Source organism: Clostridium beijerinckii (genome assembly GCA_003129525.1).
Classification (GTDB): Bacteria; Bacillota; Clostridia; order Clostridiales; family Clostridiaceae; genus Clostridium; species Clostridium beijerinckii_D.
In genome coordinates this window covers 2,644,338-2,657,516 of the sequence record CP029329.1, presented here as the reverse complement: position 1 = coordinate 2,657,516, position 13,179 = coordinate 2,644,338, and the positions used below count along the sequence as shown (strand labels likewise).

General features: G+C 30.4%; 12 protein-coding genes. 1 reads left to right on the top strand and 11 read right to left on the bottom strand.

What is annotated here, in order from left to right; genetic code table 11:
* Window positions 1–120: 120 nt before the first annotated feature.
* A complete protein-coding gene (locus DIC82_11880) occupies window positions 121–456 on the bottom strand; it encodes a transcriptional regulator (GenBank protein ID AWK51670.1) in 336 nt (111 codons plus the stop codon).
* 131 nt (window positions 457–587) lie between these two features.
* Here DIC82_11880 and DIC82_11875 point away from each other — a divergent pair, with 131 nt between their 5' ends.
* On the top strand, window positions 588–1,235 hold the full coding sequence (locus tag DIC82_11875) for a flavodoxin (protein ID AWK51669.1): 648 nt from the start codon (window positions 588–590) through the stop codon (window positions 1,233–1,235).
* 405 nt (window positions 1,236–1,640) lie between these two features.
* Here the strand turns inward: DIC82_11875 and DIC82_11870 are convergent, their stop codons facing one another.
* The 10 genes from DIC82_11870 to DIC82_11825 all read right to left on the bottom strand — a co-directional run bounded on the left by DIC82_11870 (window position 1,641) and on the right by DIC82_11825 (window position 13,157).
* On the bottom strand, window positions 1,641–1,679 hold the full coding sequence (locus tag DIC82_11870) for a hypothetical protein (GenBank protein AWK53083.1): 39 nt from the start codon (window positions 1,677–1,679) through the stop codon (window positions 1,641–1,643).
* Between the two features lie 37 nt (window positions 1,680–1,716).
* Complete coding sequence (locus DIC82_11865; GenBank protein ID AWK51668.1) at window positions 1,717–2,760, bottom strand: glycerol-3-phosphate dehydrogenase; 1,044 nt, start codon at window positions 2,758–2,760, stop codon at window positions 1,717–1,719.
* A gap of 134 nt (window positions 2,761–2,894) precedes the next feature.
* A complete protein-coding gene (locus DIC82_11860) occupies window positions 2,895–3,695 on the bottom strand; it encodes an HAD family hydrolase (GenBank protein ID AWK51667.1) in 801 nt (266 codons plus the stop codon).
* 31 nt (window positions 3,696–3,726) lie between these two features.
* On the bottom strand, window positions 3,727–5,106 hold the full coding sequence (locus DIC82_11855; protein ID AWK53082.1) for a sn-glycerol-1-phosphate dehydrogenase: 1,380 nt from the start codon (window positions 5,104–5,106) through the stop codon (window positions 3,727–3,729).
* 101 nt (window positions 5,107–5,207) lie between these two features.
* A complete protein-coding gene (locus DIC82_11850; protein AWK51666.1) occupies window positions 5,208–6,482 on the bottom strand; it encodes a PTS galactitol transporter subunit IIC in 1,275 nt (424 codons plus the stop codon).
* A 131-nt stretch (window positions 6,483–6,613) separates the two neighbouring features.
* Window positions 6,614–6,898, bottom strand: a complete 285-nt coding sequence (locus DIC82_11845) for a PTS galactitol transporter subunit IIB (GenBank protein AWK51665.1) — start codon at window positions 6,896–6,898, stop codon at window positions 6,614–6,616.
* Window positions 6,899–6,947: 49 nt separating this feature from the next.
* Window positions 6,948–7,424 carry a PTS galactitol transporter subunit IIA gene (locus DIC82_11840; GenBank protein AWK51664.1) on the bottom strand — a complete coding sequence of 159 codons (477 nt, stop codon included), beginning with the start codon at window positions 7,422–7,424 and terminating at the stop codon, window positions 6,948–6,950.
* 173 nt (window positions 7,425–7,597) lie between these two features.
* The gene (locus tag DIC82_11835) at window positions 7,598–10,564 is read right to left on the bottom strand and encodes a transcriptional regulator (protein ID AWK51663.1); all 2,967 of its coding nucleotides are present in this window, start codon (window positions 10,562–10,564) and stop codon (window positions 7,598–7,600) included.
* 788 nt (window positions 10,565–11,352) lie between these two features.
* Complete coding sequence (locus DIC82_11830) at window positions 11,353–12,240, bottom strand: hypothetical protein (protein ID AWK51662.1); 888 nt, start codon at window positions 12,238–12,240, stop codon at window positions 11,353–11,355.
* A 44-nt stretch (window positions 12,241–12,284) separates the two neighbouring features.
* Window positions 12,285–13,157 carry a hypothetical protein gene (locus DIC82_11825; protein AWK51661.1) on the bottom strand — a complete coding sequence of 291 codons (873 nt, stop codon included), beginning with the start codon at window positions 13,155–13,157 and terminating at the stop codon, window positions 12,285–12,287.
* Window positions 13,158–13,179: the final 22 nt, after the last annotated feature.

Sequence of the window (13,179 nt, the reverse complement as noted above, 5' to 3'; positions counted from 1 at the left end):
TAAAAATGCAATAATCTTCCTAATATGTGGTTAACTCACAACGATAAACTTCTCTAAATGAGATGCAAAAAAGGAATTGCTTAAGATTAGCAACTCCTCTTAATTAACACTTTTAACAAATTATATATTAATTTCTATTTGTTCCTTTGCCCAATCACTAAGACCTTTTAATGTAGGAATTAACTTTTTGCTATTCTCAGTTAAAGAGTATTCCACACGTGGAGGCATTTCTAGGTATTGAACACGATTTATTATTTTATATTGCTCTAATTCTTGTAAGCAGTTACTTAGTGACATATTAGTAATTCCACCAAGTTCTCTTTTTAATTCATTAAAACGTACTACTTCTTTTTTTGTTAATATACATAGTATAGGTAATTTCCATTTGCCACCAATTACCTGAAGTAAATATTGTAGATGGTTATTTGTAGATTTATCCTTTGTTCTATCGTCCATAATAAAAATCTCCTTTAGTCAATTTTAATATACCTAGTCAAAAAAAGTTGCGTACTAGTATATTTTTGATTTAGTAATATAATTATATCATGAAATGAATATTAATTTATATGAAAAGGAGCAGAACATTTATGAAAATTATCGCTATTAACGGGAGTCCCCGTAAGAATTGGAATACAGCAACTTTATTAAAGAAATCTCTTGAGGGTGCAGCGTCAAAGGGTGCAGAAACTGAACTCATAAACCTTTATGATTTAAAATATAGTGGATGTATAAGCTGTTTTGCCTGTAAAAGAAAAGACGGTGAGCATGGTAAGTGTGCAATAAAAGATGATTTAACCCCTATTCTTGAAAAATTAAAAACAGCAGATGCAGTTATTTTTGGTTCTCCTATTTATTACATGAATATTACAGCTGGAATGACTGCACTTTTAGAACGTTTCTTATTTTCAAATAGCATCTATAGCGATGAAATACCAACCGTTTATCCTAAGACAATACCAGCAGGATTTATTTATACTATGAATGCTACAGAAGAACAAATTAATCAATTTGGAGTTAATCAAAGTTTTACTTTACGTGAAAATATGATTGCAAGAACCACAGGGAAGCCACTAGAATCATTATATAGTTATAATACTTATCAATTCTCTGATTATGATAAATACGAATCTTCTAAGTTTTCGGAAGAAGAAAAAGCAAAACATAAAGCTGATGAGTTTCCTGTTGATTGTCAAAAAGCTTTTGATATGGGAGTATCACTTGCTACAAATGCCTAATAAATATAACAGGCTGAAAATCATCTTTTTTGATTTTCAGCCTTTGCTATTGTGTGGAATGTGGTCATGGGGAAAAACAAATATATTAATAGTAAAAAGACTCCTTAATGCTTTATCTCTTAGGTTTTATTATAGCCTCTGATGTCATAGCCATAAATGGAAGTTATTGTGTTCAATTTAACAACTTGTACCTGGCAATTTTTCACAAGGCGCTAACCCTTTTGTGAGGGAAGCATTCCCAAACTTGCTATCTTTCTTCGCAATTTATATTGCCTTAAAATGTATTCTTTAATTTTTGCTTAGCAAAAAAGCACTGTACTAAATATATGAATTTAGTACAATGCTTGTATATGGAAAATCTTGTTTCCTTCAGGGGTACTTCTGAAACACGAAGTGTTGAAGTTACTATCCATCTGAATCAAAATAATACCATTCTCCATTTATAAATTTCCAAACATCTTTAAATTAATGTGTTTTACCATCATATTTTTTCTGATTCGAAGGCTTTCCATGGAATATCAACTATGGCACCGGAATTTATGATCTCATCAATATGAATTATCATCGGAAATTCACTAAGTTTAACGATTCCTTTTTCTGCTAGACAACGTACGTACTTTGCAGCTTGAGTAGCAATAACTACAGATTCTAATGTAACTCCTTTTAATTGTTCCATAGCTTCTTCAAAGGTCAATCCTTGTCCTAATAAGGTTCCTATTCTACGAGTACGTCCACCAAAGACAGTTACATATAGGTCACCACCAAAATATATAATATTTTTTTCACCACCGCCGACTATTTCAAGAAGATGTTTTGCTTCCTTTATGCTTTGTCCAAAAAGTGCAGCCTGAGAATTATAATGTTCTTTTCCAGAACCATCAGTTCCAATAGCTAGTCCAATAGCTAGCGATACACCTAGGGCATAAGCGTTCTTTAAGGCCACTGCACATTCAACACCTACAATATCTGTAGATAAGCTAATATGATAGTATGATGTTTCAAACAAACTCTTAAGCCTTCTAAGTATATTTATGTCATCTCCGCAAAATACAACTTCAGAGTTATCTTTATCAGCAAGTTCATAACTAGTACATGGGCCACCTACTGCATTAATAGAAAGTTTCTTATTAGAAGGAAGTTTACTTAAAAAGTATTGTGGATAATTAATCATTTTGCCATCCTCTTCAGTAATCATTCCCTTTGTTATTGAAAGAACAGGAATATCTTCAGGTAGAATAGGCAATATGTTATCTGCAAACCAATCAACACCAAAACTGCTAACTCCACAAATAATAACTTCAGCTCCATCTATTGCTTTATTTACATCCTCAATTTGATAATATTCAATACCTGTTTTAGGTAATTGGCGTTTTAATGTAGTATGAAAACCTGTATCTTTTGCCGTGTTAATTATATCTCTATCTAATGGAGTACCAACAAGTCGTACCTCATTGTTATTTTCTGTTGCAGGAAAAGATAATGCAGATGCCATTTGGCCTGCTCCAATAATTGTTATAATGCTCATAATATTACCTCCCAGTTTAAATATTAATCAATTATATTAAAATAGTTTTAATTTCTCAGAGTCTATGAGATTTCAGCCATACTTAATGAATTTTTTCTATTTTTTTCTGACATATAGAATTAAATAAATCTCTTCTAGAATTTCTTTAATTCTTCGCCAATGTACTTTATTGATGAGAATACATAATCTGCAGTTATGTCAGACTTTTCATGCATGTCCTCTGATGTCTCACCACTTAATACAAGAATACTAGTTATCCCTGCATTTACCCCAGTTTTGATATCAGTGTAAAGTCTGTCTCCTACAATTGCCACATCTTCCTTTTCAAGACCATATTTTTCCATTATAGCCTCTACTATATATATATGTGGCTTACCTATAACCACAGGAGAAACACCTGTAGATGCTTCAAACATTCTTATCATAGAACCAGTATCCGGCATATATTTACTATCTTCAATTGGACAATTGAAATCCGGATGAGTAGCTATAAATGGTACTCCATCCCTTATATAATCACATGCTGTTAAAATCTTTTCGTACGTTAGTGTAGTATCAAAACCAAGAACTACATAATCTGGCTTGTCATTTTTGTCCTTAATTAATATAAATCCTGCATTTTCAAATTCTTTCATAAGTGGTTCTGTACCCATGAGGTATACCCTGTTACCTGGACAGTTTTTCTTCATATACCATATAGTAGCTTCACCAGATGTATAAACTTGTTCTTTATCAATGTAGCAGCCAAGTGCTGAAAGCTTCTGCCTATACGTTGATTTGTTTTTTGAAGAGTTATTTGTTAAAAATATAAATTTCTTTTGTTGACTTTTTAAAATATCTAGAAAGTCTAGTGCACCATCAATAAGTGTATTTCCAAGGTAGAAAGTTCCATCCATATCTAGTAGAAAACATTTAATATCTTTTAACTCATTCATTTTTACCTCCAAATTAAAACATATAATTGTCTTATATGTTTTCGGATTTATATAATTTATCAGCAATTAAATTAGCAGTTTGTTCTGTTAATCCAAGATCATCAATTAAATGCACAACACCATATCTTGTTCTTATATCCTTTGCTGCAATGAATGTTTTAATAAATAGATTCTTATCAATTCCAAGCTCTTCAGGATGCCATACACAGCCCCCATCCTGTAATATTTTTTTTACGTCATTAGAACTTGGTACTATAGTATGCGCAATATGAAGAATGTCCTTCCAGCTTGCTGCTATCTTTTCTGCATTTTCCTGTCTCTTATCTGGATTCAATTCGATTGCATCCTTCTTATAGTTAATTACATTACCTGCCACTTTACCAAATACGCTTTCAATATTTTTTCTCCATTTATTCATATCATAAGTTCTGAAACTTCCCTTAGCCATAACACTCTCTATATCTATATCCTTTAATGATTCAAATACCATGGCCATAACCACTGTACCTACTCCAACAAAGTTTCCATGTACCCATTTTTCTTCATTGTTCCTTGTATGAAACATTATCTCCCAACCATGGGCAATATGATGTTCAGAACCAGATGCAGGTCTTGAAGCCCCTGCCATTCCTATAGTTATTCCTGACAAAACTAACGCATCTGTTATATTTTTTACAACTTCATCATTCCTTTCAGGAATCCTTGGTGCAGCAGCAACACACTTATCTACTGCAGCTTGAACCATATCTGCAATAGTCTTACAGTAATATTCTCCTGTTAAGAGATTTGCAATTGACCAATCTGCCAAAGCAATATATTTACCTAATACATCACCAAGTCCTGAACAAAGTAAATACATTGGAGCATTCTTCATGATTTCAATATCCGCATATATTCCATAAGGATATATAGCTTTGTGAGACTCTTTAAATCCATCTGTAATTAAAGGAGATACTACGGATGCATAACCATCCATGGATGGTGCAGTACCTACTATGGCATAAGGCACATGTACCTTGCACGCCACGAACCTGCAGATGTCATTTATAACACCTGAACCTATGCCAAGTATAAGTGCTGTATCATCTTCTATTTCCATAAGAACTCTTCCAAGAGCATACACATCAGGTAACAGGTGTTCCTGTGGAAATATATATTTTTTTAATAAAAAATCATTACGTAGTATTTCTTCTACCCTTTTTCCAGCCACAGCATATGTGTGAACATCTTGTACAATTAATATTTTTTTATTTTTAAATTCTTTAAGAAACTCTGGCAGTTGTTCTATTATATTGATTCCTATCTTAACCGAATTGATTTCTACACTATGATTTTTTCCGCATTCACACTCAAAATTCATTCCAATAAGTTCTTCTGCTTTTAAATTTGTTACATCCACTATAACCATCATCCTTTCATTGTAAATAGACCATGTTGCTAAAGAGTACCATTCAGCACTCTTTAACAATTTAAGTTATTTAATTTTATCTCACTCTGAAACTAAGTTTCACTTTATAGGCTTCCTGTGAATAATTGGAATACCTTAATTACTATCCAGTTTAAGAAATTACCACCCATGTCTAAGCTTGAAATAGTTGATGTTCCTTCTGGCATTGTAAAATGAGCCATTGTTGCCATTTGAGTGTGAAAACTAGCAATATTTGTTGCCATTAGTAATCCTAATGCCATAACTATTGTACCTGCTATAACTGAGTGAACTATATTACCTTTTGCTGCACCGACTATAAACGCAACATAGAAACATATTGTAGCTAAGTCTCCAAATGGTAAAACCTGATTTCCCGGTAATACTACAGCTAAAAATAGTGTGATTGGAACTAATACAAGTGCTGTTGCAATAACTGCTGGATGTCCAACTGCCACTGCTGCATCTAATCCAATTGTAAGCTTTCTATCTTTACCAAAGTTTTTCTTTTGTAAGAATTCTCTAACTGATTCTGAAACAGGAATTAAACCTTCCATAAGTATTCTAACCATTCGAGGCATTAAGAACATAACTCCAGCCATTGAAATACCTATTTGTAGAATTTTATCTACTCCATAACCAGCAAGAATTCCTAGTATAATACCAAGAACGAGTCCCATCATCATAGGTTCTCCGAAAACACCAAATCTTTTTTGAATTGTTTCTGGGTCTGCCTTTAAATTTTTAATGCCTGGGATTTTTCTTACAACTTTAACAATAGGAATACCTATAAGACCGCAAGCAGCAGTTGAACCAGTTGGTAATGATACTCCCTCAAGTCCAAAGAATTCTTGAACCATAGGAGATGTTTTATCAGCAATCTTAAGAACAGCAATTTCATATAAAATACCAGCTAAAATAGCAAGTAACCAATTACCATGAGTTAATACGTATACAGTTGCACCAGCAGCAGTAAAGTGCCAATAATTCCATATATCAATATCAACTACATTTGTTGCCTTTGCAGCCAACATTACTAAATTTACTAACATACATATTGGAATCATTATTGCTGCTATAGGGGATGCCCAGCTAATTGCAGCAGCTGCTGGCCAGCCTACATCTATTATATTCAAATGTAATCCATATCTAGTAACCATTTGTTGTGCGGCTCCACCAAGGTTTGTTGTAAGTAATCCAATGACCAAATTTATACCAACAAAACCGATACCGATTGTAATACCTGACCTAAATGCTTTTTTAAATCCTTGTCCAAATATCATACCAATAATAGTAATTGTTAATGGCAGCATAACTGTAGGTCCTAAGTTCAAAATGTACTGTATTACATTTAATAACATTCTATTTCCCCCTTATATTATCAATTTATATTTACTTTCATAAAATTTAAATACATATTTTTATGTGCTATAATAATTAGTAGTCCAATTAATTTTTTATATAGGTCCACATTTAATGTGGCCTATCTTTTTTATTTCAAAACTTCAATAATTGCTTGGTCAATTTTGCCTGGATTAATGTTAGTTAGGTAGTTTATGGCATTAACTACAGGAAATTTATAGTTTCGTGATGAAATTGTAGTTGTTACTAAAAGATCAGCTTGGTCTTCATAAACTCCCACTTCTGAAATCTTGCATTGTATAATTCTCGCATTAATACCATTGACTTTAATTAAATCCTCCACTTTTTTACATACAACTGTTGAAGTTGCTATTCCTGTACCACAGGCTACTAATATTAGTTTCTGTTTGTCCATTTTTTTGCCTCCTTAAATAAAATTCTATAATTTAATAATTGCTTATTATTTACTCGCAATTACAATTAAAGTTCGAAACGATATCATACACTTCGTCGCTATCTTTTGCTTGAAGCATATTTTCTAAAATACTTTCATTCTGAATTAGAAACATCAATTGCTGCAACATTACTATCTGGCTGTGAGGTTCATTTAAAGCCATAGTAAATACTATATTAACATCCACGCTTCCATTTCCATCCATGCAATTAAATTTCACAGGATTTTTTAGTGTTGCAATAGCTATAGCTGGTTTTTTGACATGAACAGCATCTGTATGAGGTATTGCAACATTATATTTTCCAAGTAATAAACCTGTTGGAAATTTGTTTTCTCTATTTACTAACCCATTAAAAAAGGAATCTTCTACAAATCCTGCTTCTAACAATATGGGAGACATCTTCTTAAAGACGTCCTCAGCTGATTTAGCTTCAAGGTTATTTACTACTAAATCTCTTCTTAAAAATTCTTTAATACTACTAGTCATTAATTTTCCTCCTTTTTGTAAGTTATATATACGTTTTCATCTATGATTACATCTTCACAATATTTATATAGCAATTTTCATGCCAAAACTATGTTGAAAAAGTAATATATAATTTTATATAAAATAAAAAGGTAGAATTTAATATTTTCTACCTTATAACTTAAAAATAATTATTATATTTTTAGTAATATATCTGAAATTTCTTTAGCTGAATTTGCATGTCTTATTTTATCAGCTACTTCTATCCTTGATAAAGTGTCAAATAGTTGCCTAACTATTTTCCCATCACTCTCTTTTAGTGCCAACATAATAACAACATCAACCTTACAATCATAGTCCCATAAAATGGGATTGTTAAGTTTAAAAATACACAAGGATGATTTCTCTACAAACTCCGATAAACCATGAGGTATACCAAAAGTACCTTCAAATAGAGTTCCTCCCATCATTTCTCTCTTGTATACACCTATTGTAAATTTTTCTTTAACCTTTCCTTTTGTAATCAATAGATTGCACATTTCATCTATTAAATCACTTTTTGTAAATATATCATCCTTAATCTGAATTAGTTCCTCATCAATTACATTTATTAAAGGATTTATATTCTCTATTCCAAGTAAACTTTTTAGCAGTAATTTACCTGATTCTTTCAGAATATCTTGAAAAGATATAAATGGAATACTTTCTACTTCAGGATCAATAGTTCCAACAATTGTGGCTATATTATTATCTTTGCTCATCTTAATTATCTCATCTTGAGCATTATTTTTATTCATGATTCCAATTGGTATAATATTTAAATTTTTATTTGAATTCCCCAATACATCTTCAAGATATTTTTTTATTTTTAAAGCTGTACCTTCACCAGTTATACATATTGTAATTATGGTTTTAATATATTTCTTTACGCCTTGTACTTTTCCAACATAGGCCTTATCTCCATCAAGTGCCTTAGAAATTTCGTACAGATTACTATTTTCAATTAAAGATCTTCTCACAGCCTCCAATACCATTACTGTATCTACTCTACCAATAACCCTTGTTGGAATTCCTGTTTCTTTAGTTATGATTTCGCCAAACGTAACCAAGGATCCCATATCTACTAATAATAAACATCCTTTACCTTCATGCACTTTCTTTGCAACCTCTATAGTTCTTTCAAGCAAACTTTGAGGATTTTCATCAAGTGACATTTCTATTCCTACGGCAAGATTTGTACCTAACAACTTATTTGCTACATCAACCATACCGCAAGCAACATGTCCATGGCTTAATACAATAACAGCCACTCTGCTTACATTTTTTTCTACCACAGAAAACGTTTTTAAGTACATCGCAATAAATCCTATTTCATCCTCCGGAAGTTCAATGTCTAAACTTTTATTTATCTCTTTAGTTAATATTTTTGCGATTCTATACTCATTATAATATTCCTTTTTAATATAGTCCGATTCAGGATTCTTTATTACTCTCCCCTGTTTTAATCTATCATAGGTTGAATTTAAGTGCATTGCTATACAATAATAAAAATTTTCCTGGATATTCTCTATATATCCTTTAGCAATATTAGTTACTTTTTCAACCACATTTAATATCTTTTCATCTATTATATTTTTTAACTCTTCCTTAGGAAAAAATAAATTCGCTTCTATGTTTTTTGCAAATTTATTTAAATCAAATTCCATTTTACTCCATAATATTTTATTAATTTCATCTTTACTAATTCCCTGCTTTTCAAGTTTATAATACTTTTCCTCTATATTATTATATATTTCATCAGGTAACGTATATCTATCATCTTTTGATTTCTGAGTAACAACATCATTAGGATTAACAATCAAATCTTCATTAAAAATATTTTCTGACACTAGTTTTCTATCCTCAACGCTTAGTATCCCCAAGGGCACATGCTTAGGTAAATCTTTTAAGTCAATAACGACTTCATTTGAATTACTGCTTAATGAATTACAAAAACCTCTTGCGCACGCAACTTGTATATCACTTCTTAACTGCCCTATATTTCCCGGACAATTGTATAACAACAATGACCTAATAACCTCATAACGCACGGTAATTTCTTTTCCAACTCTCGCTGATTCTTGTGAAAAGAAACTTTTTATTAATACATATCTTTCATTAATTGGCCTGTTATTAATAGAAGGGATTTCAATTATCATTGGTATTCTTCTTCTAAATGTTAACAATAAGGATGATTTAGGATCTTCTGTAGTTGCTGCAATTATCATTACATTGGCTGTTCTGCTATTTTCAGTTTCCCCAAGTCTTCTGTACTTGCCCTTATCCAACAGATAGAATAGTATTTCCTGTCCTTCACTTGGCAATCTATGCACTTCATCCAAGAATAGTATTCCATTATTTGCTTTCTCTACTAAACCAACTTTTTCTGTATTAGCGCCAGTAAAGGCACCTTTACTATAACCAAATAGTTGAGAAAGAAGTAATTGTGGATTCTCTACATAATCAGCACAATTAAATATTATAAACGGTGCACTTTTCCCAAAGTGTGAAGAATTAATTGCAAAATTATACATAGATTCTGCGAAAAAACTTTTCCCAACACCTGATGGTCCAAGCAAAAGCGTATGAAGTCCATGGGGAGGATATAATACTGCAGCTTCAGCTTGACTAATTACATTTTTTAATGAACCATGATATCCTATAATCTTTCTTAAATAATTATTCTTTTCCTTATTTTCTTGATTCGCTGTATATATATTTTCTTTATTACTTATTTCTTGTATATTTTTGTTTACCAAACATTTAACTTCTGTTAAGTTTTCCGCCACACTTTCAACCACATCCAAATCCTCTGGAAACAGTTTCTCAATCATATATTTTTTTATCTTAGTCACAGAATACCTAGAAATATCATATCCAAGAAGAGATAACCTTTTACATAATTGCCTGTCTGAAATATCTTTATCTTCAATTATTAGTTTCTTTATATCATTATGTAAAATCGCTTCTTTTCTTTGGCGAGAATTATTTATATTTTTCTCTGTTCTAAATTGAGTTATATATTCTCTAGTTGTATTTATTAATCTAGCAATGTCACTATCAGTTAATGGCTTTCTTTTGTCCTCATTTTCAATTAGTTCAAGTATTTTATTTTCAATCAAAATTTTTCCCCCTCATATAATTGATTATATATACAAAACGTCTTCAACAACTGATTAATCTATACAAGTTTTACCTGAAAGCTACTAAAATAGAGAACATATAAAGTTATGCTTCATAACTTTCAGCTATTCCTCTAAATTACACTTGGTTTAGCTTGACAAAATCGCTCTGGCTTTTCTATAAGCTAAATCTATATTTTACTAGATATAACAATCATCTAATAGAATTTCATATCTATTTATTGATGAAACTATCTTTATAAACATAACAATTATATTATATATCATTTTACTTTATTTTCCATCTAATTAGATTGATTTATTCTTTATAATATTTTCTTTTAGAACTTTAACTTATATATTTTTTTATTTTTTATCTTACTGGGCAGTCAAAACTTCTTTATCATTAAGAAACCTGTAGATTATCATAAAATGATAAGATAAGAATGGTTGACATTTATATCCTGGTATTTTAACAATTAAGGCATGACCTTTATTCAGCTTGCCTATTACAAAAATATAAATCTCTACGATAAAACAGAATGGGTTGAATTGGACAAATATTTTTCCAATTCAACCCATTGTATGAAAGAGCAACTGCGTTGCCCTATTGTAGCTGCTGTTACTGGATATGTTGCACTTCCTTTACACTTCCCACCAACTGAAGTACCTTTAGGAACTCTGTTCTCATCATATCCTGTAATTGTTACAAATATACTTTTTTATTTGCTCATAACACCCCAGGGAATTTTGGCATGACTCATATACATTCACTGAGTAAAAAATCTCTATTTAAAATTTAAATTTTTAAAGCAATCAAGATATTTCAAAAGCTCCTTTACATGGTAATTAAAAGCTTCATTGCACGGAGTTTTTTCATATTTGTCAAAAGGAAGATTATGATTATATAGATTTCTTATGTAATCAGCATTTTCTTCATTTAAGGTACAATTATACCCTAACTTATTTAACTCATTTATTACACCAAGATGATTATATAATTCCTTTGAGTCTTGAATTAAAAGGTTCAATTTATTACTATCGATAGTTTTAATTTTACTTTTTCTTATATCTAGCTTGTAATTTTTTATTAAATCTTCTATCTTTAAAATTTCAGCACCAATTTTTGATAGTTCTATTTCTTTATCATGAATAAAAAAGTTACCACAGGTTATAAGTAAATCATCAATTAAGTTATAAGAAAAATTATGAATATCATCAGCATATTGTGGAGGAGATAAGCACAAATTCACAAATAAAGCTATTAATATTCCTATTATAGTATCTGAAGTTCTATGTAAACTGTAAGTTATAGAAGAGCCCTGGCCTGGTACAAAAATTGCTAAGAATACAATGCAGGCAACAGTATAAGAAGCCTCTAAATTTATTACTTTCAAAAAATATATTAGTATCAAAACTCCAATGCCACCAATCAAAGGATCATACGGGAATATAATCGCACATGAAATTCCTAGAAGAGAACCTATTATGGTTCCTAGAACACGATTTTTAGCAGTCTTGAAAGACCCATTAACAGTGTTTTGAATACAAATAATAGCTGTTATGGTAACATAATATGGATAATATAAATCTAATAACTTGGAAATTATGAGGCAAATAGCCACTACTAAGGAGGTTTTTATAGTCCTCATTCCTGGAGTTTTTAACTTTAGCATATATAAAATCCTTTCTTTTCTTCATTATTTAACTCGTTAGATAATCAAACATTCTCAATTGCTTCTAAGTAATCCAAAAGTTTATCTACATGAAAGTTAAATAAGTCATCATCATGACTTTCTTTGTAGTTTAAAGCTTTTATATCATGGTGAAAGAATTTCTTACTCCTATTAACATTAACTTCATTTAAATTATTTTCTCTCAATTCTATAATTACAGCTATAAAAAAGCTGATTCCATCAACATTTTCAAATAAAGTTTTTACCTGTTGATATTTTAACTTTTTATCTTTAATTTTAAAATATTCATTATTATAAGAATTTACTAGAGATTTAAAATTCATAACCTTTGAATTAAAGTCATATGTATCTATAGTTTCATCCGTAGTAAAAATTTTTATATATAAAGAGAATATATTTTGCTTTAAATCATAATAAGAGTTATTTATATTACTTATAAGTTCAAATGGTGATAATACTGAATTTACAATTATTGCTATTAAGACTCCTATTGTTGTACTTATTGTTGTACTTACTGTTGCATTAATTGCACTATAATTGGGAGAAGGAAAAATTATAATTGAAAGACATACTGAGATAGCTACGACTATACTACTTTTTAGTTTTAGCATATTACAGACATATATAATTATAAAAATTCCTATGGATGTGATTATAAAATCATCATGAATAAAAGTTACAATGATAATACCTATTGAAGCACCTATAAGAGTTCCTAAAATTCTATTTTTACCAAAAGAAACTGAATCATATATAGTACTTTGTATAGCTATCAATGCATTAATAGCTGTTAAATAAGGTGAATCTAATTTAAATAAATGCCCTATTAATAATGATATAATGACAGCTAAGGTTATCTTAATACTCTTTATACCTATTTTATTTATAATGAACATGCAAAATCTCCTCTAATACCTT

Coding starts and splice junctions, on each gene's coding strand:
- DIC82_11865 (AWK51668.1), bottom strand. CDS start 2,760: ATGAGCATTATAACAATTATTGGAGCAGGCCAAATGGCATCTGCATTA.
- DIC82_11830 (AWK51662.1), bottom strand. CDS start 12,240: ATGCTAAAGTTAAAAACTCCAGGAATGAGGACTATAAAAACCTCCTTA.
- DIC82_11875 (AWK51669.1), top strand. CDS start 588: ATGAAAATTATCGCTATTAACGGGAGTCCCCGTAAGAATTGGAATACA.
- DIC82_11860 (AWK51667.1), bottom strand. CDS start 3,695: ATGAATGAGTTAAAAGATATTAAATGTTTTCTACTAGATATGGATGGA.
- DIC82_11850 (AWK51666.1), bottom strand. CDS start 6,482: ATGTTATTAAATGTAATACAGTACATTTTGAACTTAGGACCTACAGTT.
- DIC82_11840 (AWK51664.1), bottom strand. CDS start 7,424: ATGACTAGTAGTATTAAAGAATTTTTAAGAAGAGATTTAGTAGTAAAT.
- DIC82_11855 (AWK53082.1), bottom strand. CDS start 5,106: ATGATGGTTATAGTGGATGTAACAAATTTAAAAGCAGAAGAACTTATT.
- DIC82_11880 (AWK51670.1), bottom strand. CDS start 456: ATGGACGATAGAACAAAGGATAAATCTACAAATAACCATCTACAATAT.
- DIC82_11825 (AWK51661.1), bottom strand. CDS start 13,157: ATGTTCATTATAAATAAAATAGGTATAAAGAGTATTAAGATAACCTTA.
- DIC82_11845 (AWK51665.1), bottom strand. CDS start 6,898: ATGGACAAACAGAAACTAATATTAGTAGCCTGTGGTACAGGAATAGCA.